General features: G+C 67.3%; 25 protein-coding genes and 1 pseudogene. 13 read left to right on the top strand and 13 right to left on the bottom strand.

Annotation, left to right across the window (positions count from 1 at the left end; all coding sequences use genetic code 11):
* Positions 1-145 precede the first annotated feature (145 nt).
* Positions 146-994 (bottom strand): thioredoxin, encoded by an 849-nt coding sequence (trxA, locus tag DPV74_RS23670; protein ID WP_119338046.1) that lies wholly within the window; start codon positions 992-994, stop codon positions 146-148.
* A gap of 52 nt (positions 995-1,046) precedes the next feature.
* Entirely contained in the window at positions 1,047-1,928 is an 882-nt protein-coding gene (locus DPV74_RS23665) for a pirin family protein (RefSeq protein WP_021162553.1), read from the bottom strand.
* A 263-nt stretch (positions 1,929-2,191) separates the two neighbouring features.
* Between DPV74_RS23665 and DPV74_RS23660 the strand changes: the two genes are divergently transcribed.
* Positions 2,192-3,070, top strand: coding sequence for an EamA family transporter (locus tag DPV74_RS23660; protein WP_027789271.1), 879 nt, complete (start codon positions 2,192-2,194; stop codon positions 3,068-3,070).
* A 64-nt stretch (positions 3,071-3,134) separates the two neighbouring features.
* On the opposite strand, the gene DPV74_RS23655 is transcribed toward DPV74_RS23660, so the two are convergent.
* Positions 3,135-4,661, bottom strand: coding sequence for an N-acetylmuramoyl-L-alanine amidase (locus DPV74_RS23655; RefSeq protein ID WP_119338045.1), 1,527 nt, complete (start codon positions 4,659-4,661; stop codon positions 3,135-3,137).
* Complete coding sequence (gene tsaE, locus DPV74_RS23650; RefSeq protein ID WP_027789273.1) at positions 4,643-5,197, bottom strand: tRNA (adenosine(37)-N6)-threonylcarbamoyltransferase complex ATPase subunit type 1 TsaE; 555 nt, start codon at positions 5,195-5,197, stop codon at positions 4,643-4,645. Before tsaE ends, DPV74_RS23655 begins: the two co-directional genes overlap by 19 nt.
* 17 nt (positions 5,198-5,214) lie before the next feature.
* Here tsaE and queG point away from each other — a divergent pair, with 17 nt between their 5' ends.
* From queG to xerD, 3 genes are all read left to right on the top strand, one after another.
* Positions 5,215-6,450 (top strand): tRNA epoxyqueuosine(34) reductase QueG, encoded by a 1,236-nt coding sequence (queG, locus tag DPV74_RS23645; protein WP_060312478.1) that lies wholly within the window; start codon positions 5,215-5,217, stop codon positions 6,448-6,450.
* A gap of 65 nt (positions 6,451-6,515) precedes the next feature.
* Positions 6,516-6,983 carry a methylated-DNA--[protein]-cysteine S-methyltransferase gene (locus DPV74_RS23640; protein WP_091924560.1) on the top strand — a complete coding sequence of 156 codons (468 nt, stop codon included), beginning with the start codon at positions 6,516-6,518 and terminating at the stop codon, positions 6,981-6,983.
* On the top strand, positions 6,983-7,933 hold the full coding sequence (gene xerD, locus DPV74_RS23635; protein ID WP_119338044.1) for a site-specific tyrosine recombinase XerD: 951 nt from the start codon (positions 6,983-6,985) through the stop codon (positions 7,931-7,933). The genes DPV74_RS23640 and xerD overlap by 1 nt, the downstream gene beginning before the upstream one ends.
* Before the next feature lie 48 nt (positions 7,934-7,981).
* Here the strand turns inward: xerD and DPV74_RS23630 are convergent, their stop codons facing one another.
* The gene (locus tag DPV74_RS23630; protein WP_119338043.1) at positions 7,982-9,544 is read right to left on the bottom strand and encodes a class I adenylate-forming enzyme family protein; all 1,563 of its coding nucleotides are present in this window, start codon (positions 9,542-9,544) and stop codon (positions 7,982-7,984) included.
* Positions 9,545-9,805: 261 nt separating this feature from the next.
* Between DPV74_RS23630 and ybaK the strand changes: the two genes are divergently transcribed.
* Positions 9,806-10,297 (top strand): Cys-tRNA(Pro) deacylase, encoded by a 492-nt coding sequence (gene ybaK / locus DPV74_RS23625; protein ID WP_027789278.1) that lies wholly within the window; start codon positions 9,806-9,808, stop codon positions 10,295-10,297.
* Positions 10,298-10,411: 114 nt separating this feature from the next.
* Positions 10,412-11,050, top strand: a complete 639-nt coding sequence (gene plsY, locus DPV74_RS23620) for a glycerol-3-phosphate 1-O-acyltransferase PlsY (protein WP_027789279.1) — start codon at positions 10,412-10,414, stop codon at positions 11,048-11,050.
* Between the two features lie 79 nt (positions 11,051-11,129).
* Here the strand turns inward: plsY and DPV74_RS23615 are convergent, their stop codons facing one another.
* The gene (locus DPV74_RS23615) at positions 11,130-11,615 is read right to left on the bottom strand and encodes a YajQ family cyclic di-GMP-binding protein (protein ID WP_021162564.1); all 486 of its coding nucleotides are present in this window, start codon (positions 11,613-11,615) and stop codon (positions 11,130-11,132) included.
* A 137-nt stretch (positions 11,616-11,752) separates the two neighbouring features.
* Between DPV74_RS23615 and murB the strand changes: the two genes are divergently transcribed.
* Positions 11,753-12,802 carry a UDP-N-acetylmuramate dehydrogenase gene (murB, locus tag DPV74_RS23610; protein WP_119338042.1) on the top strand — a complete coding sequence of 350 codons (1,050 nt, stop codon included), beginning with the start codon at positions 11,753-11,755 and terminating at the stop codon, positions 12,800-12,802.
* Between the two features lie 90 nt (positions 12,803-12,892).
* Here murB and argF read toward each other — a convergent pair whose 3' ends face one another.
* A complete protein-coding gene (gene argF / locus DPV74_RS23605; protein WP_027789281.1) occupies positions 12,893-13,822 on the bottom strand; it encodes an ornithine carbamoyltransferase in 930 nt (309 codons plus the stop codon).
* Between the two features lie 413 nt (positions 13,823-14,235).
* Between argF and DPV74_RS23600 the strand changes: the two genes are divergently transcribed.
* Complete coding sequence (locus tag DPV74_RS23600; protein WP_021162567.1) at positions 14,236-14,556, top strand: DUF3579 domain-containing protein; 321 nt, start codon at positions 14,236-14,238, stop codon at positions 14,554-14,556.
* Between the two features lie 156 nt (positions 14,557-14,712).
* Here DPV74_RS23600 and rpsT read toward each other — a convergent pair whose 3' ends face one another.
* Positions 14,713-14,985 carry a 30S ribosomal protein S20 gene (gene rpsT / locus DPV74_RS23595; protein ID WP_006482211.1) on the bottom strand — a complete coding sequence of 91 codons (273 nt, stop codon included), beginning with the start codon at positions 14,983-14,985 and terminating at the stop codon, positions 14,713-14,715.
* 304 nt (positions 14,986-15,289) lie between these two features.
* On the opposite strand from rpsT, the gene murJ reads away from it, so the two are divergent.
* Together murJ and DPV74_RS23585 are read left to right on the top strand one after the other, a co-directional pair.
* Complete coding sequence (murJ, locus tag DPV74_RS23590; RefSeq protein WP_021162568.1) at positions 15,290-16,840, top strand: murein biosynthesis integral membrane protein MurJ; 1,551 nt, start codon at positions 15,290-15,292, stop codon at positions 16,838-16,840.
* An 8-nt stretch (positions 16,841-16,848) separates the two neighbouring features.
* On the top strand, positions 16,849-17,691 hold the full coding sequence (locus DPV74_RS23585; protein WP_027789283.1) for a SirB1 family protein: 843 nt from the start codon (positions 16,849-16,851) through the stop codon (positions 17,689-17,691).
* Positions 17,692-17,761: 70 nt separating this feature from the next.
* On the opposite strand, the gene DPV74_RS23580 is transcribed toward DPV74_RS23585, so the two are convergent.
* Complete coding sequence (locus tag DPV74_RS23580) at positions 17,762-18,520, bottom strand: SDR family NAD(P)-dependent oxidoreductase (RefSeq protein WP_119338041.1); 759 nt, start codon at positions 18,518-18,520, stop codon at positions 17,762-17,764.
* A 509-nt stretch (positions 18,521-19,029) separates the two neighbouring features.
* Between DPV74_RS23580 and DPV74_RS23575 the strand changes: the two genes are divergently transcribed.
* Positions 19,030-19,599 (top strand): AidA/PixA family protein, encoded by a 570-nt coding sequence (locus tag DPV74_RS23575; protein WP_081072864.1) that lies wholly within the window; start codon positions 19,030-19,032, stop codon positions 19,597-19,599.
* Between the two features lie 202 nt (positions 19,600-19,801).
* A pseudogene (locus tag DPV74_RS23570) lies at positions 19,802-19,975 on the top strand (IS5/IS1182 family transposase); the annotation flags it as partial.
* Between the two features lie 215 nt (positions 19,976-20,190).
* Here the strand turns inward: DPV74_RS23570 and adk are convergent.
* From adk to lpxK, 4 genes are all read right to left on the bottom strand, one after another.
* Positions 20,191-20,853, bottom strand: coding sequence for an adenylate kinase (gene adk / locus DPV74_RS23565; RefSeq protein WP_021162571.1), 663 nt, complete (start codon positions 20,851-20,853; stop codon positions 20,191-20,193).
* Positions 20,854-21,061: 208 nt separating this feature from the next.
* Positions 21,062-21,853, bottom strand: a complete 792-nt coding sequence (gene kdsB, locus DPV74_RS23560) for a 3-deoxy-manno-octulosonate cytidylyltransferase (protein ID WP_027789285.1) — start codon at positions 21,851-21,853, stop codon at positions 21,062-21,064.
* Between the two features lie 120 nt (positions 21,854-21,973).
* Positions 21,974-22,168, bottom strand: coding sequence for a Trm112 family protein (locus tag DPV74_RS23555; RefSeq protein WP_060206949.1), 195 nt, complete (start codon positions 22,166-22,168; stop codon positions 21,974-21,976).
* Positions 22,149-23,177, bottom strand: a complete 1,029-nt coding sequence (gene lpxK / locus DPV74_RS23550; RefSeq protein WP_059623902.1) for a tetraacyldisaccharide 4'-kinase — start codon at positions 23,175-23,177, stop codon at positions 22,149-22,151. The genes DPV74_RS23555 and lpxK overlap by 20 nt, the downstream gene beginning before the upstream one ends.
* A 449-nt stretch (positions 23,178-23,626) precedes the next feature.
* Between lpxK and xseA the strand changes: the two genes are divergently transcribed.
* On the top strand, positions 23,627-24,496 hold an 870-nt coding region (gene xseA, locus DPV74_RS23545; RefSeq protein ID WP_119338040.1), incomplete at its 3' end, for an exodeoxyribonuclease VII large subunit.

Below are 24,496 nucleotides of genomic sequence, written 5' to 3'. Positions count from 1 at the left end.
GCGCAGGCCGCCGGCTGAGCGCGCGACACGCGGGCGCGGGCGCGATGCCGCAGCGCGTGATGCGCGCCGCGCCGCATGCGATGCGGGGCTGTTACGCAGTCGGGCTGTTACGCAGCCGGGCCGTTGCGGCCCGGCCGGTCGTCCCTCAGTTGAGCGCCATGCTCAGCTTGCGCCGCCACCCGGCGACGAGGTCCGGGCGGTCGCCGGCCAGCTCGAATACCGAGATCATCGTGCGGCGGCCGAGATCGTCGCCGTACGCGCGGTCGCGCGTGACGATTTCCAGCAACTGCTCCAGCGCCCCTTCATACGCACGCCGCGCGATCAGGCTCTGCGCGAGATCGAAGCGCGCGTCGAGATCGGCCGGGTTGGCCGCGATACGCGCTTCGAGTGCGTCGGTCGGCGGCAGGTCGGCCGTGGCTTCGAGGGCGTCGAAACGAGTCTTGATCGCCTGGTAGCGCGGGTCGCCGCCTTGCACGGTCTGCGGCGACAGGCGTTCCGTCTCGGCGCGCGCGGCGTCGATCTGGTTGCTCGCGAGCAGCAGTTCGATCAGGTCGAGGCGTGCGTCGTCGAAGCCGGGATTCAGCGCGAGCGCCGCCTCGAGGTGCGTGAGCGCGTCGTCGTGGCGCTCTTCGGCCATCGCGTATTGCGCGGCACGCCGTTCGGCTTCCTCGGGGGCCGGCAGCAGCCGGTCGAGAAAGGCGCGCAGCTGGCCTTCGGGCAGCACGCCGACGAACTGGTCGACCGGGCGCCCGTCGGCGAACGCGATCACGTGCGGGATGCTGCGGGTCTGGAAGTGCGCGGCGAGTTCCTGGTTCTCGTCGACGTTGACCTTCACAAGCTTCCAGCGGCCTTCGTAGTCGCCTTCGAGTTTTTCCAGCAGCGGGCCGAGCGTCTTGCACGGGCCGCACCACGGCGCCCAGAAGTCGACCAGCACGGGGGCGTCCAGCGACGCCTCGATGACGTCTTTCTCGAATGTGGCAAGCGTGGTGTCCATGTCGTTCTCTTTCGTTCGAATGTCGTCAGGATGGGGGCGGAGCGCCCCTTTTTCAACGCGGCTTCGACTCGGGCAGCGGAATCCACTCGGTCTCGCCCGGCACCTTGCCCATTTCCTGGCGCGTCCATGCTTCTTTCGCGCGTTCGATCGCTTCGCGGCTGCTGGCGACGAAATTCCATTCGATGAAGCGTTCGCCGTCGATCTTGTCGCCGCCGAGCAGCATCGCGCGCGCGCCGCTGCCGCTCGTCAGCGTGACTGCGGCACCGGGCGCGAGCACGGCCATCTGCTCGGCGGGCACCGGCGTGCCGTCGATCGCGAGCTCGCCGTCGACCACGTAGACCGCGCGCTCCTCGTGCGACGCGTCGAGTTCGAGGCGGCCGCCGGCCGCGAATTCGGCCGCGACATACAGCGTGCGCGAGAACGTCGTGACCGGCGAGCGCAGCCCGAACGCATCGCCGGCGATCACCGTCAGCGACACGCCGTCCTCGTTGCGCTTCGGCAGCGTGTCGGCCGGATGGTGCTCGAACGACGGCTCGGTCGTCTCGTGCGCGCGCGGCAGGGCGACCCAGGTCTGGATCCCGTGCACGGTGTGGCCGTTTTCGCGCTGCGCGTCGGGCGTGCGTTCGGAGTGGACGATCCCGCGGCCGGCCGTCATCCAGTTCACGTCGCCCGGCACGATCTCCTGCAGCGATCCGAGGCTGTCGCGGTGCAGGATCGCGCCGTCGAACAGGTAGGTGACGGTGGCGAGACCGATGTGCGGGTGCGGGCGCACGTCGAGCCCCGTGCCGGGCGGCAGCGTGGCGGGTCCCATGTGATCGAAGAAGATGAACGGGCCGACGAGGCGTGCGGCGAGTGCGGGCAGCGTGCGGCGCACCTGCAGGTTGCCGATGTCGCGCACGTGCGGCTTCAGCAGGGCTTTGATCGGGGCGGTCATGGCGGATCCTGTGGGGCGGCGGGGGAGATGCCGGTCATTGTACTGGCCGTCCGCCGCCGATTCCATTCGCGCCGCGCGGGTATCGGGCCGGGGGCCGAAACCCGGTAGACTGACCGGCTTCCCGGGAAAACGCCGGGCCGTCCCGGTATTTTCTGCCCCGCAGGCAGTCCCTTTGATGGATCGCCTCTTCGGGAGCCTGGCGCGAAGCGACAGGGTTCGAGAACACCTTGCACAACGATTCGACAATCGAGGAGACGCCGATGATGGCTCCGAAGGACTTGCTGCTTGCGCTGGTCGTGATCCTGGCGTGGGGCGTGAACTTCGTCGTGATCAAGGTCGGCCTGCACGGCATGCCGCCGATGCTGCTCGGCGCGCTGCGCTTCACGCTCGCGGCCGTGCCCGCGGTGTTCTTCGTGCGCCGGCCGCAGATTCCGTGGCGCCTGCTGGTGCTGTACGGCGCGACGATCCAGCTCGGCCAGTTCGTGTTCCTGTTCACCGGCATGTACGTCGGCATGCCCGCCGGCCTCGCGTCGCTCGTGCTGCAGTCGCAGGCATTCTTCACGCTCGTGTTCGCGATGCTGTTCCTCGGCGAGCGGCTGCGCATGCAGAACCTGCTCGGGCTCGCGATCGCCGCGGGCGGGCTCGTCGTGATCGCGGCGCAGGGCGGCCGCGCAATGACGCTCGCGGGCTTCCTGCTGACGATCTGTTCAGCAGCGATGTGGGCGTTCGGCAACATCGTCACGAAGAAGGTCGGCCGGGCGAACCTCGTGTCGCTCGTCGTGTGGGCGAGCCTCGTGCCGCCCGTGCCGTTCTTCCTGCTGTCGCTGTGGTTCGAAGGGCCGCAGCGGATCGCGACCGCGCTCGCCGGGCTGAACGGGGCGTCGATCTTCGCGGTCGTCTATCTCGCGTTCGTCGCGACGCTGCTCGGCTACGGGCTCTGGAGCCGCCTGCTGTCGCGCTATCCGGCCGCGCAGGTCGCGCAATTCTCGCTGCTGGTGCCGATCGTCGGCCTGGCTTCGTCGGCGCTGCTGCTCGACGAGCATCTGACGCGCGCGCAGCTGATCGGCACGGCGCTCGTGATGGGCGGGCTCGCGGTGAACGTGTTCGGCGGGAAACTGATGCGCCGCTTCGCGGCATCGTGACGCGCCGGCACGCAGTGCGTGCCGGCGGCGGGGCGGGGTGGCCGAGTATGGCCGGATACGGCCGTCAGGCCATCCGGTTCTTCGCGAGCGGCGGATTCGCGGCGAAATAGCGCTTGATGCCGCGGAAGATCGCGTCGGCCATCTGGTCGCGATAGCTGTCGTCGTTCAGCCGGCTCTCCTCTTCCGGGTTGCTGATGAACGCGGTCTCGACGAGGATCGACGGAATGTCGGGGGCCTTCAGCACCGCGAACCCGGCCTGTTCGACCGAGCCCTTGTGCAGCTTGTTGATGCCGCCGACTTCCTTCAGCACATAGTTGCCGTAGCGCAGCGAGTCGCGGATCTGCGCGGTCGTCGACATGTCGAACAGCGCGCGGTTCACGGCCGCATCCGCCGTCTTGATGTTGATGCCGCCGATCAGGTCGGACGAATTTTCCTTGTTCGCCATCCAGCGCGCCGCGGCACTCGTCGCGCCGTGATCGGACAGCGCGAACACCGACGAGCCGCGCGCGGACGGCGTCGTGAACGCGTCCGCATGGATCGACACGAAGAGATCCGCGCCCACGCGGCGCGCCTTCTGCACACGCACGTTCAGCGGCACGAAGAAGTCGGCGTCGCGCGTCATCATCGCGCGCATGTTCGGCGCGCCGTCGATCTTCGCGCGCAGCTTCTTCGCGATGTCGAGCGCGATGTGCTTCTCGTACGTGCCGCCGCCGCCGATCGCGCCCGGATCCTCGCCGCCGTGGCCCGGATCGATCGCCACCGTCAGCAGGCGCACGGTGCCGCCCTTGCCGGATTTCGGTGCGGTGAACTTGTAGGTGTCGCCGTCGTCGTCGCTGTCGTCGCGGCGCGCGATGACCGGCGGCGGCTTGACGGCCGGCTTCGCGGGCGTCGAAGGCGTGCCGGCGGCGTGCGGCGTGTGCGGCGTGGCCGGCGTGTTCTGCGCGAAGCGCTGGAAGAACGCATCGCTGTTGTCGCCCGCGGCGGGCGGCGGGGTGCCCGGGCCGGCCAGCGTGGACGGCGGCTGCATCTGCTGCGCGCGCGCGGTGTCGTTGAGCGCCTGTTCCTTGCGTTCCGTCTGCGCGATCAGGTCGGACAGCGGATCGGGCGCGACGGCCGGATACAGGTCGAACACGAGCCGGTACTTGTAGGCGCCGACCGGCGGCAGCGTGAACACCTGCGGCTTCACCGAACCTTTCAGGTCGAACACCATCCGCACGACGTGCGGCTGATACTGGCCCACGCGCACCGACTGGATCTGCGGATCGTTCGGCGCGATCTTCGACACGAGATCGCGCAGCGCCTGGTCGAGATCGAGGCCGCTCAGGTCGACGACGAGGCGGTCGGGACCCTGCAGCAGCTGTTGGGTATTCTGCAGCGGCTGGTCGGATTCGATCGTGACGCGCGTGTAATCGCGTGCGGGCCACACGCGCACGCCGAGCACCGACGACGCGTACGCGAGCCGCGGCGCGACGAGACCGAGCACCAGCGTCGACGCGCCCGCGCGCAGGATCTGGCGACGCCGCCAGTTGTGCGTCGCGGTGGCCGCCGATTCGATCGAGCGGAACGGTTTGATCAACATCTTTCGAGACATGCCTTTCCTGAAGCGCTGTACGCCCGGACGGTGAGGACGCGGCCGTCGCCATCCACGTCGAGCGAGAAAACCAGATCGGGTACGCCGAGCAGCGTGCCCGCCTGTTGTGGCCATTCGACGAGGCAGATCGCGCTGGAATTGAAATATTCGCGAAAGCCTGCGTCGGACCATTCGGCCGGATCGTTGAAACGATACAGATCGAAGTGATAGACCTCGAGTTCCCCATCCTCGCGTTCGAGCGCGTACGGCTCGACGAGCGTATAGGTCGGGCTGCGCACGCGCCCCGTGTGGCCGAGGCCGCGCAGGATGGCGCGCACGAGGGACGTCTTGCCCGCGCCGAGGTCGCCGACCAGCTGGATCTGCAGCCCGTCGAACGCATGCGCGCGGGCGAGTTCGATGCGCGCCGCGTCGAGCGCGTGCGCGAAGCGGGTGCCGAAGGCCTCGGTCGCCGCTTCGTCGGCGAGTGCGATCACGCGCTCCGCGAGCAGGGCGGGCAGCATGGCGTCGTGAGGCGGTTGGCTGGGCGTGGCTGGCATTCTCGTAAAATAGTGCGATGAACCGATTACCGGAACTCGCCGCATCCGACAGGCCTTCGACTCGTGCCGAAGGCGCGGCACCGTGCGCGCTCGACGATGCGGCGTTGACTGCGCTCGCCGCGCGCATCAGGGCGTGGGGGCGCGAATTGGGTTTCGGGGCGATCGGCATCAGCGATACCGATCTCTCGGATGCCGAAGCAGGCCTCGCCGCCTGGCTGGAAGCCGGATACCACGGCGAAATGGATTATATGGCGAAACATGGGATGAAACGCGCGCGTCCGGCCGAACTTGTGGCCGGTACGCGACGCGTGATCTCCGCGCGGCTCGCCTATTTGCCGGCCGAAACGCTCGCCGCCGGCGCGCCCGGCGATGAGGCTGGCACGCCCGCACCGCACGACTGGCGCGCGCGCGAACGGGCCCGGCTCGACGATCCGCAGGCGGCCGTCGTGTCGATCTATGCGCGCGGCCGCGACTATCACAAGGTGCTGCGCAACCGGCTGCAGACGCTCGCCGAGCGCATCGAGCAGGCGATCGGCGCGTTCGGCTACCGCGTGTTCACCGATTCGGCGCCCGTGCTCGAGGTCGAGCTTGCGCAGAAGGCCGGCGTCGGCTGGCGCGGCAAGCACACGCTGCTGCTGCAGCGCGATGCGGGTTCGCTGTTCTTCCTCGGCGAGATCTACGTCGACGTTCCGCTGCCGACCGACGCGCACACATCGCCCGACTCCGCGCCCGAGACGCCCGGCGCCCACTGCGGCAGTTGCACGCGCTGCATCGACGCATGCCCGACCGGCGCGATCGTCGAGCCGTACCGCGTCGACGCGCGCCGCTGCATCTCGTACCTGACGATCGAACTGAAAGGCAGCATCCCCGAGCCGCTGCGGCCGATGATCGGCAATCGCGTGTACGGCTGCGACGATTGCCAGCTCGTGTGCCCGTGGAACAAGTTCGCGCAGGCCGCGCCCGTCGCCGATTTCGACGTGCGGCACGGCCTCGACCGCGCGACGCTCGTCGAGCTGTTCGCGTGGGATGCGGACACGTTCGATACGCGGATGCAGGGCAGTGCGATCCGGCGCATCGGCTACGAAAGCTGGCTGCGCAATCTCGCGGTCGGGCTCGGCAACGCGCTGCGCGCGGGTGAGGGCCGGCTCGCGCCACAGGCGCGCGATGCGATCGTCGATGCGTTGCGCGCGCGGGCCGACGATCCGTCGCCGGTCGTGCGCGAGCATGTCGAATGGGCGCTGCGTGCCGTGTGAAGGCGGCGTAAAGTGTCGTCGGCGCGCGGCGCTGCCCGCGCGCATCCATCGGTCAGGAGAGGGCCATGTTCAATGCAGTCATCGACGCACCGTTCGGCAAGGTCGGCATCCGCACGGATGCCGCGGTGGTGCGCGAGATCGTCTATCTGCCCGAATCGGTGAAGCCGGTCGATCCGGATACGCCGCTCGCGAAGCGCGCGGTCAAGCAGATCGAACGTTACTTCGCGCGCGCGTCGGCGCGCTTCGACCTGCCGCTCGCCGAGGTCGGCAGCGTGTTCCAGCACCGCGTGTGGGACGTGATCAGCGATATCCCGCCCGGCACGGTGCTGACCTACGGCCAGGTCGCGAAGCGGATCGGCAGCGCGCCGCGCGCGGTTGGCCAGGCGTGCGGCGCGAACTACTTCCCGCTCGTGATCCCGTGCCATCGGGTCGTCGCGGCGGGCGGCCTCGGCGGTTTCGCGAACCACGACGACAACGGGTATTACCAGAAAGTGAAGCGCTGGCTGCTGGCGCACGAGGGCGTGCCGTACTGATGACTGAATCGCTGATTTCCCCCGAAGCCGACGGCGATGCCGCCGCGGCGTCCCCCGCGCTGCTCGCGAGCCGCGCATCGATCGACGTGTTTTGCGATGCGCTTTGGCTCGAGCACGGGCTCGCGCGCAACACGCTCGATGCTTACCGGCGCGATCTGGTGCTGTTTTCCCAATGGCTCGCCGCGACCCACGACACGTCGCTCGATTCGGTCGACGAAGCGATGGTGACGGGCTACATCGCCGCGCGCAGCGACGGCAAGGCGACGTCGTCGAACCGGCGGCTGTCCGTGTTCCGGCGCTATTACGGCTGGGCCGTGCGCGAGCATCGCGCGAGCGCCGACCCGACGCTGCGGATCTCGTCCGCGAAACAGGCGGCCCGGTTTCCGTCGACGTTGTCGGAGGCGCAGGTCGAGGCGCTGCTCGGCGCGCCCGACATCGACACGCCGCTCGGCCTGCGCGATCGCACGATGCTCGAGCTGATGTATGCGAGCGGATTGCGCGTGAGCGAACTCGTGACGCTGAAGACCGTCGAGGTCGGGCTCAACGAGGGCGTCGTGCGTGTGATGGGCAAGGGCTCGAAGGAGCGGCTCGTGCCGTTCGGCGAAGTCGCGCACGGCTGGATCGAGCGCTATCTGCGCGATGCGCGGCCGGCGCTGCTCGGCGCGCGCGCGGCCGACGCGCTGTTCGTGACCGCACGCGGCGACGGGATGACGCGCCAGCAGTTCTGGAACATCATCAAGCGTCACGCGCAGCACGCGGACGTGCGCGCACACCTGTCGCCGCACACGCTGCGGCACGCGTTCGCGACGCACCTGCTGAACCACGGCGCCGACCTGCGCGTCGTGCAATTGCTGCTCGGTCACAGCGACATCTCGACCACGCAGATCTATACGCACGTCGCGCGCGAGCGGTTGAAGACGCTGCACGCGCAACACCATCCGCGCGGTTAGCGCACGTTTCGCTGCGCAGGCTCCGGTGCGCGCACCGGCCTGCCTGCGTCAGACCAGCTCGCGCAGCTTGTGCTTCAGCACCTTGCCCGTCGATGCGGCCGGCAACGCGTCGAGGACGCGGATATGCGCGGGGCGCTTGTAAGGCGCGAGCCGCTCCGCGCACCATGCGTGCAGCGCCGCTTCGTCGGCGGTCGCGCCGGGCACCCGTTCGACGAACGCGAGCACTTCCTCGTTGCCTTCGACCGCACGGCCGATGACGGCTGCCTGCACGACGTCAGGGTGCGCGTTCAGCACCTGCTCGACTTCGACCGGATAGACGTTGAAGCCCGAGCGGATGATCAGCTCCTTGCTGCGGCCCGCGATCGTCACCGCGCCGTCCGCCTCCTGCCGCGCGAGATCGCCGGTGCTCAGCCAGCCGTCCGGCGACACGGCCGCGCGGGTGGCGTCCGCGTTGCGGTAGTAGCCGAGCATCACGTTCGGCCCGCGTACGCGAATCTCGCCGACTTCGCCGGGCGGCACGTCGGTGCCGTCCGGCGCGACGATCCGCATCTCCACACCGGGAATCGGCACGCCGACCGAGCTGTCGGTGCGTGGCGCGTCGAGCGGTGTCTGCGTGATTGTCGGGCTGCTCTCGGTCATTCCGTAGCCGTTGTGCAGCGGCACGCCATACAGGCGCTCGACGCGTGCCTTCAGGTTCGTGTCGAGCGGCGAGCCGCCCGAATACGCGAAGCGCAGGCGCGGTGCGTGCCATGCGTGGCCGTGCGTGTGCAGGTGTTCGAGCAGCTTCGCGTGCATCGCGGGCACGCCCTGGAAGATCGTGACGCCTTCGTCGGCGAGCGCGACGCGCACGGCTTCCGGCGAGAAGCGCGGCGCAAGCCGCAGCGTCGCGCCCGCGTACAGGCTGCCGAGGCAGACCGACGCGAGCCCGTACACGTGCGACACGGGCAGTACCGTGTAGACGACGTCGTCGGGCGACACGCGGCGCAGCGCGCTCGATGTCGCCGCGATGAACAGCAGGTTGCGATGCGACAGCATCACGCCTTTCGGCGTGCCGGTCGTGCCGGTCGTGTAGATCAGCGCCGCGCATTGCGCGGCGCCGTCGGCGGCGACCGGTTCGCCCGGCGCGCTCGCGTCGACGCGATACGACCACGCGCCGATGTCGACCGGCAGTGCGCCGGCAGCTGTCGCGCCGTGCCGCGCGGCATGCGTGCGTGCGTCGGGCGATACGTCGGTGGTGAACGCGATCAGCTTCGGGCGCGCGTGCGCGGCGATCGCGTCGAGTTCGCCGGCCGACAATCGCGCGTTCGAGACGAGCGCCCACGCGTCGAGGCGGGCGACCGCGAACAGCAGCACGATCTGCGCGACGCAGTTTTCGGCGACGATCATCACGCGGTCGCCGCCTTGCACGCCGAGGCCGGCGAGCAGCGCGGCCGCCGCATCGACGGCTTGCGACAGGTCGCCGTACGACAGCCGGCGTGCGTCCTCGATCAGCGCCGGATGCTCGGGTGCCTGGGCGGCCCGGCGTGCGGGCACGTCGGCGATGCGGCGGGGCAGCGCGGCGAGCAGTGCATCGACGTCGAGCGGCTCGGAAGAACGGAGGGGCGAGGACATGGCGTCTCCAGAAAAGGGGCGGGCGGCGGCCGACGAGGTTGGCGAACGATCGTGCCATGACGGCGCGTGCGCCACAATCGGCCATTCGGGCAATAGCGCTTCGCGATGTCCGCAATGATGATGGACGGAATCGCTGCGGCGACGCAGCAGGCCGCCCGGCGGAAAACGGGCCGCGAGTATACCGCCGGCGCGGGTGCGAGGTCCCAAGGGCCCAAGGGCGCGATTGCGCGCCAGCCGGTCGTTCACCATTAAAATGCCGCCATGAGCAAATCCAGACACGTGTCCGAAACCCCTGCCACCCAGCTGTTGCGCCGCCACGGCGTCGCGTTCGGCGAGCATCCGTACGACTACGTCGAGCACGGCGGCACCGGCGAATCGGCGCGCCAGCTCGGCGTCGACGAGCACAGCGTCGTGAAGACGCTCGTGATGGAAGACGAGCATGCGAAGCCGCTGATCGTGCTGATGCACGGCGACCGCACGGTATCGACGAAGAACCTCGCACGGCAGATCGGCGCGAAGCGCGTCGAACCGTGCAAGCCCGAGGTCGCGAACCGCCATTCGGGCTATCTCGTCGGCGGCACGTCGCCGTTCGGCACGCGCAAGACGATGCCCGTCTACGTCGAGGCGACGATCCTCGAACTGCCGACGATCTACCTGAACGGCGGCCGCCGCGGCTACCTCGTCAGTCTTGCGCCGGCCGTGCTCACGTCGCTGCTCGGCGCGCAGCCCGTACAGTGCGCCAGTGTCGACTGAGGGTTTCACCTTCGTGGCAGGCCGCGCCCGTTCGGTAGAATGGGCGCCGTTTCGGCTTGCGGGCTTGCCGCGCAGCCGTCCCTTTACCGATACGTTGAAAGAAGAGTCCACCGCATGCAGATCCTGCTCGCCGCCCTCGTTGCCTACCTGATCGGTTCGGTGTCGTTCGCCGTCGTCGTCAGTGGCGCGATGGGCCTGGCCGACCCGCGTTCGTACGGGTCGAAGAATCCCGGCGCGACCAACGTGCTGCGCAGCGGCAACAAGAAGGCCGCGATCCTGACGCTCGTCGGCGACGCGTTCAAGGGCTGGATTGCCGTCTGGCTCGCCCGCCGCTTCGGCCTGCCCGACGTCGCGGTCGCATGGGTCGCGATCGCCGTGTTCCTTGGCCACCTGTATCCGGTGTTCTTCCGCTTCCAGGGCGGCAAGGGCGTCGCGACCGCGGCTGGCGTGCTGCTCGCCGTGCACCCGGTGCTCGGGCTCGCGACCGCGCTGACCTGGCTGATCGTCGCGTTCTTCTTCCGCTATTCGTCGCTCGCGGCGCTGGTGGCGGCCGTGTTCGCGCCGGTGTTCGACGTGTTCCTGTTCGGCACGGGCCACAACCCGGTCGCATGGGCCGTGCTCGCGATGAGCGTGCTGCTCGTGTGGCGTCACCGCGGCAACATTTCGAAGCTGCTGGCGGGGCAGGAGAGCCGGATTGGTGACAAGAAGAAGGCGGCCGCGGACGGCGGCGCACAGGACGGCGGCAAGGCCTGAGAAAGCGCGGCGCTTGCCGCACGCCGGGCGCGCCGCGTGTGCGGGGCCCGGCAGGATGACGTGACGGATCGTCCGGCGATCAGTCGCGGAAGTTGTTGAAGTCGAGCGGCGTGTCGGTCACGTCCTTGCGCAGCATCGCGATCGTGCTCTGCAGGTCGTCGCGCTTCGTGCCCGACACGCGCACCGCGTCGCCCTGGATGCTCGCCTGCACCTTGATCTTGCTGTCCTTCACGAGCCGCACGATTTTCTTCGCGAGATCGCCGGTCACGCCCTTCTTCACGGTGACGATCTGCTTGACCTTGTCGCCGCCGATCTTCTCGACCTTGCCGTAGTCGAGGAAGCGCACGTCGACGTTGCGCTTGGCCAGCTTGCCGATCAGCACGTCCTTGACCTGGCCGAGCTTGAAATCGTCATCGGCGAACAGCGTCAGCTCGCGCTCCTTCTGCTCGACGCGCGCGTCGGAGCCCTTGAAGTCGAAGCGCGTCGAAATTTCCTTGTTCGACTGCTCGATGGCGTTCTTCACTTCGATCATGTTCGCTTCGGAAACGACGTCGAACGATGGCATGGCATTCCTCCCTTGAGATGCGGACGCCCGGCTCGCGCGCGGGCACTCGCTATAATTGCGGACTGTTTGCCATTTTACCGATGCCCCTCCGTTTGCCCAAGGCCGGCCATGCGCCGCCCGGGCGGACGTGACCGCGAATGCCGATGCCTCCTGACGATTCCGCCCTGTCGCTGCTTCCCGACCATCCGCTCGCCGCGCACAACACGTTCGGCATTGCCGCGACCGCGCGCCTTGCCGCGCGCGTCACGCATGCGTCGCAATTCGAGGCGCTCCATCGCGACCCGCGCGTCGCGAACCTGCCGCGGCTCGTGCTCGGCGGCGGCAGCAACGTCGTGTTCACGCGCGATTTCGACGGTATCGTGCTGCTCGATGAAATCAAGGGCCGCCGCGTCGTGCGCGAGGACGACGATGCGTGGTACGTCGAGGCCGGCGGCGGCGAGAACTGGCACGCATTCGTCGCATGGACGCTCGAGCACGGGATGCCCGGCCTCGAGAACCTCGCGCTGATTCCGGGTACGGTCGGCGCCGCGCCGATCCAGAACATCGGCGCATACGGTCTCGAGATGAAGGTGTATTTCGACTCGCTGGTCGCGGTCGAGCTGGCGACCGGGCGCAGCGAGCGCTTCGACGCCGCGCGCTGCGCGTTCGGCTATCGCGACAGTTTTTTCAAGCGGGAAGGGGCTGGCCGGTTCGCGATCGTGTCGGTGACGTTCCGGCTACCGAAGCAATGGGCGCCGCGGCTCGGCTACGCGGACGTCACGCGCGAACTCGACGCCCGTGGCATCGCACCCGATGCGGCCGCGCCGCTTGACGTGTTCGACGCCGTCGTCGCGATCCGCCGCGCGAAGCTGCCCGATCCGCTCGTCCTCGGCAACGCGGGCAGCTTCTTCAAGAATCCGGTGATCGATGCCGCGCAATTCGAGGCGCTGCGCGCCCGAGCGCCCGAGATCGTGTCGTATCCGCAGCCGGATGGCCAGGTCAAGCTCGCGGCCGGCTGGCTGATCGACCGCTGCGGCTGGAAGGGGCGCGTGCTGGGCGCGGCGGCCGTGCACGACCGCCAGGCGCTCGTGCTCGTCAATCGCGGCGGCGCGACGGGCGCCGACGTGCTCGCGCTGGCGCGGGCGATCCAGGCCGACGTGCGCGCGCATTTCGGCGTCGAGCTCGAGCCCGAACCCGTCTGCCTGTAACCGGGGTTTCGCACCGCTTTTCGCGGGCCCGAACAAAAAGCGCAGATCGACGATCGGCGCTTTTTACATGGGTTGCCGGGTGCCGGCGCGTCAGTGCTTGAGGCGGCCGAGCAGCAGGAACTCCATCAGTGCCTTCTGCACGTGCAGGCGGTTTTCCGCTTCATCCCATACGACGCTCTGCGGGCCGTCGATCACGCCGGCCGTCACTTCCTCGCCGCGGTGCGCGGGCAGGCAGTGCATGAAGAGGGCGTCCGGGTTCGCGTGGCCCATCATCTCCTCGTCGACGCACCAGTCGGCGAATGCCTGCTTGCGGGCCTCGTTCTCGGCCTCGAAGCCCATGCTCGTCCACACGTCGGTGGTGACGAGATCGGCGCCCTTGCACGCTTCGTTCGGATCGTCGAACACTTCGTAGAACGGCGCGCTGTCGGGCGACACGAGCTTCATGTCGAGCGCGTAGCCGGGCGGCGTGGACAGGCGCAGCTTGAAGCCGAGGATTTGCGCGGCTTCGATCCACGTGTAGAGCATGTTGTTCGCGTCGCCGACCCACGCGACGGTCTTGCCGGCGATCGGGCCGCGGTGCTCGTAGTACGTGAAGATGTCGGCGAGCACCTGGCACGGGTGGTATTCGTTCGTCAGGCCGTTGATCACCGGCACGCGGGAGTTGTCCGCGAAGCGCTGGATGATCTCCTGCTCGAACGTGCGGATCATGATGATGTCGACCATCCGCGAGATCACCTGCGCGGAATCCTCGACGGGTTCACCGCGACCGAGCTGCGTGTCGCGCGTGCTCATGAAGACGGCGTGGCCGCCGAGCTGGAAGATCCCGGCTTCGAACGACAGGCGCGTGCGCGTCGAGTTTTTCTCGAAGATCATCGCGAGCGTGCGGTCGTGCAGCGGGTGATAGGTCTCGTAGTTCTTGAACTTGCGCTTCAGGATACCCGTGCGTTCGAGCACGTACTCGTAGTCTTCCAGCGAGAAATCCTTGAACTGCAGGTAGTGACGAATGGTTTTGGCGGTCATGAAGCGAAATGCGGCGGGTTGCACCCGGCAGCAAGGCCGGACGGCGCCGCCGTCGGGTGTGGATAACTCAAAGCAGCATAAAGGATTTTCTGTGCTTTGACGAGCCGGGGAGAGAAGCGGGGCGCGATCGCCGTGCGTTGCGGGCGGCACAGGAGGAGGGGTGTCGGAACGACGCGCGATGGCGCGCTGCGGTATAATCCAAAAGTTTTCTCCAGCCCGGCAGGCAAGCCTCTTCGCGCTCTGCCGGACACAAGCCGTGCGCTGCACAAATCCGGTGCAGTCCGCCGGCGGCGCACGTCGACGTCTCGTTTTCGGGGCATCTGAATGCTTGTGCCGCCGTCCGTTTCAGCTTTGTGTTCGCGTATCCAGGCGCCGTTGCCTGGACATCGCCGGGCCGTCACTTGGGTAACCACATGGCTGAAACCCCTCCGACCGAATTCTTCATCCAGGGCATCACGAAAGACGGGAAAAAGTTTCGCCCGAGCGACTGGTCGGAACGTCTGGCCGGCGTGATGGCCTGCTTCGGGCCGGGGGCGAGCGGGCCGAACGCGCGTCTCAAATATTCGCTCTACGTGCGTCCGACGATGCTCGGCGACCTCAAATGCGTGATCCTCGATTCCCGGCTGCGCGACGTCGAGCCGATGGCGTTCGATTTCGTGCTGAATTTCGCGAAGGACAACAACCTCGTCGTCACCGAGGCGTGCGAACTGCCGGACTACGACGCGAAGAAGTGATGCCGGCACGGGCGAGGGCGCATGCGGCGCCCGCCCTGGCACATGTCGTCGGCCCGCAGGATGTGCGCCGGCGACAGGCGACAAAAAAGCCCGCCTAGGCGGGCTTTTTTGCGATCGCAGGAAACAGGAGCGCCCGCGTGAGCGGGCGCACCGGAATTACGCTGCTGCCTGCAGACCCTTGACGGCCGCGGCGAGGCGGCTCTTGCTGCGAGCGGCCTTGTTCTTGTGAACGATCTTCTTGTCGGCGATCGTGTCGATCGTCTTCACGGCAGCCTTGAACAGCTCGGCAGCCTTTGCCTGGTCGCCGGCTTCAACAGCCTTGCGAACCGACTTGATCGCGGTACGGAATTTCGAGCGCAGCGCCGAGTTGTGCGAGTTTGCCTTCGCGGCCTGGCGGGCGCGCTTGCGTGCTTGTGCGGAGTTAGCCATGACGGTTCCTTATCCTGTCCTGTTTCCAGAGCTTGGAGCCTGACGGCCAAGCGCTGCTTTTCGATCCGTCCCCTGAGAACGATTGCCCAGGGGCGCATAAAAAAACGGTGATTTTAACCGAGGCCGGGACATGAAAACGGCAGTTGCCGTGCATGTACGAGCCCAGAAACCGGCGATTATAGCAACAAAATCAAGCGAGTGGCAAGTTGAACGTGACAACCGTCGGGCGGGGCATCGGCGGTGTGCGCGCTTTTCGGCATCGGCCGCTGGCCGGGCCACGCAACGTCCGTATAATAAGCGCCCCATGAATCTATTCCGAGCCCTGCTGACGGTCAGCGGCTTCACGCTGCTGTCGCGCGTGACCGGACTGGCCCGCGAGACGCTGATCGCCCGTGCGTTCGGCGCCAGTCAATACACCGACGCGTTCTACGTCGCCTTCCGTATCCCGAACCTGCTGCGCCGCCTGTCCGCCGAAGGCGCGTTCTCGCAGGCGTTCGTGCCGATCCTCGCCGAGTTCAAGAACCAGCAGGGGCACGATGCGACGAAAGCGCTCGTCGACGCGATGTCGACGGTGCTGGCGTGGGCGCTTGCCGTGCTGTCGGTCTTCGGGATCGCCGGCGCATCGTGGGTCGTGTTCGCGGTCGCGTCCGGCCTGCACACCGACGGGCAGGCGTTCCCGCTCGCGGTCACGATGACGCGGATCATGTTCCCGTACATCGTGTTCATCTCGCTGACGACGCTCGCATCCGGCGTGCTGAACACGTACAAGAGCTTCTCGCTGCCCGCGTTCGCGCCGGTGCTGCTCAACGTCGCGTTCATCGCCGCGGCCGTGTTCGTCGCGCCGCACCTGAAGGTGCCGGTGTTCGCGCTTGCATGGGCCGTCATCGTCGGCGGCGTGCTGCAGTTCCTCGTGCAGCTGCCGGGCCTGAAGAAGATCGACATGGTGCCGCTGATCGGCCTCAACCCGCTGCGCGCGCTGCGCCACCCGGGCGTGAAGCGCGTGCTCGCGAAGATGGTGCCCGCGACGTTCGCGGTGTCGGTCGCGCAACTGTCGCTGATCATCAACACCAACATCGCGTCGCGGCTCGGGCAGGGCGCCGTGTCGTGGATCAACTACGCCGACCGCCTGATGGAATTCCCGACGGCGCTGCTCGGCGTCGCGCTCGGCACGATCCTGCTGCCGAGCCTGTCGAAGGCGCACGTCGACGCCGATTCGCACGAGTATTCGGCGCTGCTCGACTGGGGGCTGCGCGTCACGTTCCTGCTCGCGGCACCGAGCGCGCTCGCGCTGTTCTTCTTCGCGACGCCGCTCACGGCGACCCTCTTCAACTACGGCAAGTTCGATGCGCATACCGTCACGATGGTCGCGCGCGCGCTCGCGACCTACGGGATCGGCCTCGTCGGCATCATCCTGATCAAGATCCTCGCGCCGGGCTTCTATGCGAAGCAGGACATCAAGACGCCCGTTAAAATCGCGATCGGCGTGCTGATCGTCACGCAGATCTCGAACTACGTGTTCGTGCCGCTGATCGGCCACGCGGGCCTGACGCTGAGCATCGGCGTCGGCGCGTGCCTGAACTCGCTGCTGCTGTTCCTCGGGCTGCGCAAGCGCGGCATCTACCAGCCGTCGCCGGGCTGGCTGCGCTTCTTCGTGCAGCTGATCGGCGCGGCGCTCGTGCTCGCGGGCCTGATGCACTGGCTGTCGATCAGCTTCGACTGGACCGGGATGCGTACGCAGCCGCTCGATCGCATCGCGCTGATGGCCGCGTGCCTCGTGCTGTTCGCTGCACTATATTTCGGTATGTTGTGGGTGATGGGCTTCAAATACGCTTATTTCAGAAGGCGCGCCAAGTGACGACCGCAATGACCCGCGTCCTCGACTACTTCAGCACGCTCGTGGCGGACGACGACAGCCTGCCCGTCACGGAAGCGGCGCTGTCGCTGGCGCAGGACGCCTATCCCGACCTCGACCTGCAGGGCACGCTGGCCGAACTCGACATGCTGGCGGCGCGGCTGCGCCGGCGGCTCGCCGACGACACGGACCTGAAGGGCCGCGTCGCCGCGCTGAACGACTTCTTCTTCCGCGAGCTCGGCTTCGCGTGCAATCACAACGATTACTACGACCCCGATAACAGCCACCTGAACGCCGTGCTGAAGCGGCGGCGCGGGATTCCGATCTCGCTGTCGGTGCTGTACCTGGAGCTTGCCGAGCAGATCGGCGTGCCGGCGCGCGGCGTATCGTTCCCCGGCCATTTCCTGCTGCGCGTCACGCTGCCGGACGGCGACCTGATCATCGACCCGGCCAACGGCCATTCGCTGTCCGAAGCCGAGATGGTCGAGATGCTCGAGCCGTACGTCGCGCGTGCGGCCGGTGCGGTCGACAGCGCGTTGCGCGCACTGCTGCAGCCGGCGACGAGCCGCGAGATCATCGCGCGGATGCTGCGCAACCTGAAGACGATCTATCTTCAGACGGAGCGCTGGCAACGGCTGCTCGCGGTGCAGCAGCGGCTCGTGATCCTGCTGCCCGAGCATCTCGACGAAGTCCGCGACCGCGGTTTCGCGTATGCGCGGCTCGACTACCTGCGCCCCGCACTCGAGGATCTCGAGCAGTATCTCGGCGAGCGGCCGGACGCGGACGATGCGACCGTCGTCGAATCGCAAGTGACCGAGTTGCGGCAGCGGATGCAGCGCGACGGCGAGGACTGAGCCGCCGTCGTGCTGCCTGCCGGAACCGTGAATGACAAAACGCCCGCGATGCGGGCGTTTTTTTGCGTGCTTATTTCGGCTGCATCCGGATCGCGCCGTCGAGGCGGATCACTTCGCCGTTGAGCATCGGATTCTCGACGATCTGGCGCACCAGCAGCGCGTATTCGGCCGGTTTGCCGAGCCGCGGCGGGAACGGCACCATCGCGCCGAGCGCGTCCTGGACGTCCTGCGGCATGCCGAGCAGCATCGGCGTCTCGAACAGGCCGGGCGCGATCGTCATCACGCGGATGCCGTTGCGCGACAGGTCGCGCGCGATCGGCAGCGTCATGCCCGCGACGCCGGCTTTCGACGCCGCGTACGCGGCCTGGCCGATCTGCCCGTCGAATGCTGCGACCGACGCGGTGCTGACGATCACGCCGCGCTCGCCTTCCGCGGTCGGCGCGGTGGCGGCCATCGCGGCGGCCGCGAGCCGGATCATGTTGAACGTGCCAATGAGGTTCACGTTGATCGTCTTCGCGAACACGTCGAGCGGATGCGCGCCGTCCTTGCCGACGGTCTTCGCGGCGGGCGCGATGCCGGCGCAGTTCACGAGGCCGCGCAGCGTGCCTGCGCGCGTCGCTGCGTCGACGGCCGCCTGCGCGTCAGTCTCGCTCGACACGTCGCAGCGCACGAAGATGCCGCCCAGCTCGGCCGCGAGCGCGGTGCCTGCCGTGTCGTTCAGGTCGGCGAGCACGACCGTGCCGCCTGCTTGCGCGAGCATCCGCGCCGTGCCGGCACCGAGGCCGGATGCGCCGCCCGTGATCAGAAATACGTTGCCGCGAATTTCCATGACTGTCTCCGTGTCGACCGCCCTTGGCGCTTCAGCGCTTGGGGCGGTCCCATGCAAGGCGGTCGACCGCCGTTGGCGCTTCAGCACAAGTTGCGCTTCCGGGGCAATGCGGTTGCCTGATTCTTGCACCGTGATCGGTTGAAATGCCGGCGCACCGGTAACACAGACGCCCGCACTCGACCGATTGTACGGGGCACCCTCGCGTGACGGCGAGACCGGAACGATCGTGCGAATTCCGCCCGGGCAAAAAAGGGTCTTCGCGAATTTCCGTGGATATCGCTGTCCGTCCCACTGCTGCGAATCGCGCGGAATCCGCTAGTGAGCAATACTCCTCTATCGGCCACATCGGACTGTAATCGAGTGTAATCGATTCGCGCGCCAATTCCGCCTACGCTGCGAGAACTCTTTGGAGAGATTCGAATTCTTCGATCGAGAAGATTTTAAATCCAGAAGAGAAACGGGTGCCGCAAGCACCTTTGCTTTGACACAAATTTAATTCGGAGAAAATCATGGGGCATCGAGAAATTCTCGCTGGCGCACCCGCAACAATCGAAATTGTTGCATTGTTTGACGTCGAGTTAATTCTGCACGATTATCCAATAAAGAATAATAATACTCCTCAGGCCGCCACGTGGATCGAACACGGGCCGGAATCAGTAAAATATGCCTATCTGGTTGCTCCTGAGGAGTATGTGGATCCCAAAACAAACGCGACACCGGATCTCACGATTTATGGCCTTACCGGCGATACCGTCCGTTGGCGCGGTCTCTCCTTCAGTGGAAACATCAACCATGCGGGAGCCCTGGTTGCGATCAAACCTAACGGGATCCTGCATGTCCTTCAATTTAAGGGCCCTCCGCGTGATGTCCCGGGGTCTTATTTGGGTTACAACATTGACAAAGGTGAGCCTTACGATATTAAGCAGTTTCTTGATAACCGTATCGATTCTTCTGTTATTGGCACTGGCACAGATAATTATATTATAGTGTTTGCGTTAATGGAGGTTGATCGCAGAACTGGAAATATCGGCAAGATTGGATATTATCAGTGGGACCCGAAAGTTACCTGCCACGCTTGAACCGGGAATCCAATTGACGTTAAGGGGCGGCGATATCTCTCCGGCAGTCGTTGAAAATGAAGCCGCCCCAATTTCGAGTCGATAAGGTTCCTTGCAATGCCGTTCCGCAAGATTGCGCGCGCGTTCACGAAAATGCTCGGGACGTGGTGTGGAAGCTATGGGCACACCGGAGTTCAAACAATAGCGCCGCGATCGAAAGTAGGTCGAGATGCTGTTCGCGCATCTGAAGCGAATTTTGAAGCTCGATCGCTTGAGGCCACGAGAGCTGAGCGGAGTGCAGGACGAATTCCTGTTGGCAACAACTGCGCAAAACCTGCGACGAATGTCTAAACGGTCGGCGCCGCTCGGCAACGAGATGACTGCGATGGCGGTGTAACCATGCGATGAGAGGCGAAAGCTTCTTCGAAGTCAGGCGCATCGATTCAACCGAACCGCATCGCAAGTGCAAGTGAGTTATGGACGTCGTCCGAGCCGAGTATTCCAACGGAATCGGCCGATCGCCGGCAGTCTGCCTCGCGTTCCCCGGTAATCCGTGATGAACCCAAAAAAAGCCGCCCGGAGCGGGCGGCTTGCGGGTGCGCGACGCGCTGCTTACTTCAGTGCGTCAAACGCGCGCTCGCGGATTTCCTCGACGGCGCCGAGGCCCGAGATCTTGCGATACTGCGGTGCCTTCAGGCCGTTTTCCTCGCCGCGCTGCGCCCAGTCGCCGTAGTACGTGATCAGCGGCTTGGTCTGCGCTTCGTACACTTCGAGACGCTTCTTGACGGTTTCTTCCTTGTCGTCGTCGCGCTGGATCAGCGGCTCGCCCGTCACGTCGTCATGGCCTTCGACCTTCGGCGGGTTGAACTTGACGTGGTACGTGCGGCCCGATGCCGGGTGCGTGCGGCGGCCGCTCATGCGCTCGATGATTTCCGAGAACGGCACGTCGATCTCGAGCACGTAGTCGATCGCGACGCCCGCTTCCTTCATGGCGTCAGCCTGCGCGATCGTGCGCGGGAAGCCGTCGAACAGATAGCCGTTTGCGCAGTCGGCTTCCTTCAGGCGCTCCTTGACGAGGCCGATGATCAGCGCATCCGGAACGAGCTTGCCGGCGTCCATGTAGCCCTTCGCCTCGACGCCGAGCGGCGTGCCGGCCTTCACGGCCGCGCGCAGCATGTCGCCCGTCGAGATTTGCGGGATGCCGAACTTTTCCTTGATGAAGTTTGCCTGGGTGCCCTTTCCCGCGCCGGGCGCGCCCAACAGGATCAAACGCATGGTGATATCTCCAGTATGTAGATTCGTGTGGCGAGACGCGAAAAGCGCCGGCGACGGTGTGCGCGGCGCTTGCCTGGCGCGCGGCGGACCGGTCTGATGCGGCGCGTCGGGTTGGGCGACGCGCGACTGCCGGCAGGGCCACGGGCGGGGTCAAGCGAGGACGCGCTGGTCGCGGACGGCTCGCACAATCGCCTGATTATGCCACGGGTTATTTTGGTCCCGGCTGAAAAAGGGCCTGCACGCGTGCGAGATCGGCCGGCGTGTCGATGCCGGCTTCGGGCGCGGACTCGGTGATCAGCACCGCGATGCGCTCGCCGTGCCAGAGCGCGCGCAGCTGTTCGAGCTGCTCGGCCTGTTCGATCGGCGCCTGCGCAAGCGTCGGATACGTGCGCAGGAAACGCGCGCGATACGCATAGAGGCCGATGTGCCGATAGACCGGGAAAGCAGGCGCAGGCATGGCTGCGACGTCGGGCCAGTGCGGCTGGTACGCGTCCCGGCTCCATGGAATCGGCGCGCGCGAGAAGTACAGCGCGACGCTCTGCGCGTCGAGCGCGACCTTCACGACGTTCGGGTTGAACACGTCGGCCGCGTCGTGGATCGGGTGGGCGGCCGTCGCAATCGCGCACGCCGGATGCGCGGCGAGGTGCGACGCTACGTCGCGCACGAGTACGGGGTCGATCAGCGGCTCGTCGCCCTGAACGTTGACGACGACGGTGTCGTCGCTCCACCCGAACGTCGCCGCGACTTCCGCGAGACGGTCGGTGCCGGACGGATGGTCGGCGCGCGTCAGCACCGCTTCGAAGCCGTGATCGCGCGCGGCATCGAGCACGCTCTGCGCGTCGGACGCGACGAGCACCTGCTGCGCGCCCGCTTCACGTGCACGCTCGGCGACGCGCACGACCATCGGCTTGCCGCCGAGATCGGCGAGCGGCTTGTTCGGGAGCCGCGTCGACGCGAGCCGGGCGGGAATGACGGCGATGAAGGGTTGCGGGTGAGTCATCGGGGCGGGCGGTGAAAAGAGCGGAGCGGGCGGCGCGTCTGACGCGGGTCGCCCGGAGGGTTCGGCGCCCTGGCCGCGGACGGGCCGCGGCTCGGGCTGGGTCGGGCTGGCTCGGGCGGCTTAGCGGCCGGCCGGGTCGGCCGGCGTGCCTTCGACGGTCTGGCGCGCTTCGTCGACCAGCATCACGGGGATGCCGTCGCGGATCGGGTAGGCGAGCTTGTCCGCGTTGCAGATCAGCTCCTGCGCGGCACGGTCATAGTGGAGCGGGCCTTTGCAGATAGGGCACACAATGATTTCAAGCAGGCGAGCGTCCACGGAGTTTCTCCACAACGAGGGCAATGAGGCGAGGGTCGAGCGCGGCTTCGACGGGGACGACCCACAGTCGAGCGTCGCGCCAGGAAGCGCCCAATTTTACTGCATCCTTCTCGGTGATCAGGATCGCGTCGACGGCGTCGTCGACGAACGGATTGTCGGCGAACGCATAGTGATCGGGCAGCGCGCGCGTCGCGGGCGCGAGACCGGCCGCGCGCAGCGTCGCGAAGAAGCGTTCCGGCGCGCCGATGCCGGCCGCGGCGAGGACGCGCTCGTTCGCGAATTGCGACAGCGGGCGGCGCAGCGCGGGCTGGTCGAGGTGCCACGCGGCACCCGGCGTGAGCGCGAGCGAATAGGTGTCGGGCCACGGCGGCAGCGCGCCGCTGTACGGATCGTTGACGAGCGTCGCGTCGCGGTGCCGCGACAGCGGCTCGCGCAACGGCCCGGCCGGCAGCAGGAAGCCGTTGCCGCCGAGCCGGTGGTCGAACACGACGAGTTCGACCGTGCGCGCGAGGCGGTAGTGCTGCAGGCCGTCGTCGCTGACGATCACGTCGACGTCCGGATGCGCGGCGCGCAGCGCCTGCGCGGCCGCGACGCGATCCGGGCACACCCAGACGGGCGCGCCGGTGCGGCGTGCGATCAGGAGCGGCTCGTCACCGCCCGCGCCGGCGCGCGACGCGGCCGTGACGGCGGTCGGCGCCTTCACGTTCGCGCCGTAGCCGCGCGACACGATGCCGGGTGTGAAGCCGGCCGCCCGCAACGCGTCGACGAGCGCGATCACGGTCGGCGTCTTGCCGGTGCCCCCGACTGTCACGTTGCCGACCACGACGACGGGCACGCCGACGTCGACCGGCTTCTTCCAGCCCTGCGCGTAGGCGGTGCGCCGCAGCGCCGCGCACAGGCCGAACACGCACGCGAACGGCGTGAGTGCCCACGCGAGCGCGCCGCGGCGCTGCCATTCGCGCGTCAGGCGCGCTTCGAGCCGGGCGAGCGGGCCGTCGGGCGCGCTCATCGGGCCGGGCGCGGCAGGTCGTGCGCCGCGGCGTGGGACGGATTCGTCAAGGCGGATTCTCCGTTGGGCGGCGCATGCCGCGGGGTCTGCGGAAGGCGGCACTCTAGCGCGCCGCGGGCGGGCGCGGCAAGCCGACCGGCTGACGCAGCCCACGGGGCCGGATCGCGCCGGCTTGTGGATAACTCTGTGAAGAACTCCCCGCTCGAATGAGTCAAACGCCCGCCGGGTGGGCCTCGAATCGGATGAGAATCGTTTCGAAAGTTTTAAAAATATATAAAAATCAATGTGTTATCGCAAATCGTCTGGATTTTTCCGCGGTTTTCAGGCGTTTCAAGCCGACGATTACCAAAATGTGGACACCTTCCGCGCGTCACCGCGCCCGCACCCGGCGCTGGACGTCGCGCGCGTGTCGGACTATCGTGTCGCCGCCAGCATTCATCCGACCGTCCATGCCTTCCGACTCCCCATTTGCCGCGCCGGGCGCCACCCGCGGCGGCGACGAAGTGATACCCGTTTCGGCGCTCAATCGCGCGATTTCGACGATGCTCGAGCGCTCGTTTCCGCTGCTGTGGATTTCGGGCGAAGTGTCGAATTTCACGCGCGCCGCGAGCGGCCACTGGTATTTCTCGATCAAGGACCAGCAGGCGCAGATGCGCTGCGTGATGTTCCGCGGCCGCGCGCAATACGCGGAATTCACGCCGCGCGAAGGCGACCGGATCGAGGTACGCGCGGTCGTGACGATGTACGAGCCGCGCGGCGAAGTGCAGCTCAACGTCGAGGCCGTGCGGCGCACGGGCCAGGGGCGTCTGTACGAGGCATTCCTGCGGCTGAAGGCGCAGCTCGAGGGCGAGGGGCTCTTCGCCCCCGAGCGCAAGCGGCCGCTGCCGGCCCACCCGCGCGCGATCGGCATCGTCACGTCGCTGCAGGCCGCCGCGCTGCGCGACGTGCTGACCACGCTCGCGCGCCGCGCGCCGCACATTCCGGTGATCGTCTATCCGGCGCCCGTGCAGGGTGCGGGCTCGGCGGAAAAGCTCGTCGCGGCCGTCGAGACCGCGAATGCGCGCCGCGAGGTCGACGTGCTGCTGGTCTGTCGCGGCGGCGGCTCGATCGAGGATCTGTGGTCGTTCAACGACGAGGCGCTGGCGCGCGCGATCGCGGCGAGCGAACTGCCGGTCGTGAGCGGCGTCGGGCACGAGACCGATTTCACGATCGCGGACTTCGCGGCCGACCTGCGCGCGCCGACGCCCACCGGCGCCGCCGAGCTCGCGAGCCCGCAGCGCGCACTGCTGCTGCGCGAGGTCGGCGAGCGCCAGCGTGCG

Origin of the sequence: Burkholderia sp. HAN2018, from assembly GCF_024704855.1 — a bacterium.
In the GTDB taxonomy this organism is placed as follows: Bacteria; Pseudomonadota; Gammaproteobacteria; order Burkholderiales; family Burkholderiaceae; genus Burkholderia; species Burkholderia cepacia.
The sequence above is the reverse complement of the archived record's forward strand: the minus strand, read 5'-3'. Positions and strand labels throughout refer to the sequence as shown.

Bases quoted from the DNA above. Each gene is read 5' to 3' on its own strand.
- xerD (WP_119338044.1), top strand. From the start codon at position 6,983: ATGACTGAATCGCTGATTTCCCCCGAAGCCGACGGCGATGCCGCCGCG.
- argF (WP_027789281.1), bottom strand. From the start codon at position 13,822: ATGACCGCCAAAACCATTCGTCACTACCTGCAGTTCAAGGATTTCTCG.
- ybaK (WP_027789278.1), top strand. From the start codon at position 9,806: ATGAGCAAATCCAGACACGTGTCCGAAACCCCTGCCACCCAGCTGTTG.
- plsY (WP_027789279.1), top strand. From the start codon at position 10,412: ATGCAGATCCTGCTCGCCGCCCTCGTTGCCTACCTGATCGGTTCGGTG.
- adk (WP_021162571.1), bottom strand. From the start codon at position 20,853: ATGCGTTTGATCCTGTTGGGCGCGCCCGGCGCGGGAAAGGGCACCCAG.
- murB (WP_119338042.1), top strand. From the start codon at position 11,753: ATGCCGATGCCTCCTGACGATTCCGCCCTGTCGCTGCTTCCCGACCAT.
- DPV74_RS23660 (WP_027789271.1), top strand. From the start codon at position 2,192: ATGGCTCCGAAGGACTTGCTGCTTGCGCTGGTCGTGATCCTGGCGTGG.
- queG (WP_060312478.1), top strand. From the start codon at position 5,215: ATGAACCGATTACCGGAACTCGCCGCATCCGACAGGCCTTCGACTCGT.
- DPV74_RS23600 (WP_021162567.1), top strand. From the start codon at position 14,236: ATGGCTGAAACCCCTCCGACCGAATTCTTCATCCAGGGCATCACGAAA.
- DPV74_RS23655 (WP_119338045.1), bottom strand. From the start codon at position 4,661: ATGTCTCGAAAGATGTTGATCAAACCGTTCCGCTCGATCGAATCGGCG.
- rpsT (WP_006482211.1), bottom strand. From the start codon at position 14,985: ATGGCTAACTCCGCACAAGCACGCAAGCGCGCCCGCCAGGCCGCGAAG.
- lpxK (WP_059623902.1), bottom strand. From the start codon at position 23,177: ATGAGCGCGCCCGACGGCCCGCTCGCCCGGCTCGAAGCGCGCCTGACG.
- DPV74_RS23615 (WP_021162564.1), bottom strand. From the start codon at position 11,615: ATGCCATCGTTCGACGTCGTTTCCGAAGCGAACATGATCGAAGTGAAG.
- DPV74_RS23630 (WP_119338043.1), bottom strand. From the start codon at position 9,544: ATGTCCTCGCCCCTCCGTTCTTCCGAGCCGCTCGACGTCGATGCACTG.
- DPV74_RS23575 (WP_081072864.1), top strand. From the start codon at position 19,030: ATGGGGCATCGAGAAATTCTCGCTGGCGCACCCGCAACAATCGAAATT.
- murJ (WP_021162568.1), top strand. From the start codon at position 15,290: ATGAATCTATTCCGAGCCCTGCTGACGGTCAGCGGCTTCACGCTGCTG.
- DPV74_RS23580 (WP_119338041.1), bottom strand. From the start codon at position 18,520: ATGGAAATTCGCGGCAACGTATTTCTGATCACGGGCGGCGCATCCGGC.
- trxA (WP_119338046.1), bottom strand. From the start codon at position 994: ATGGACACCACGCTTGCCACATTCGAGAAAGACGTCATCGAGGCGTCG.
- DPV74_RS23585 (WP_027789283.1), top strand. From the start codon at position 16,849: ATGACCCGCGTCCTCGACTACTTCAGCACGCTCGTGGCGGACGACGAC.
- tsaE (WP_027789273.1), bottom strand. From the start codon at position 5,197: ATGCCAGCCACGCCCAGCCAACCGCCTCACGACGCCATGCTGCCCGCC.
- kdsB (WP_027789285.1), bottom strand. From the start codon at position 21,853: ATGACTCACCCGCAACCCTTCATCGCCGTCATTCCCGCCCGGCTCGCG.
- DPV74_RS23665 (WP_021162553.1), bottom strand. From the start codon at position 1,928: ATGACCGCCCCGATCAAAGCCCTGCTGAAGCCGCACGTGCGCGACATC.
- DPV74_RS23640 (WP_091924560.1), top strand. From the start codon at position 6,516: ATGTTCAATGCAGTCATCGACGCACCGTTCGGCAAGGTCGGCATCCGC.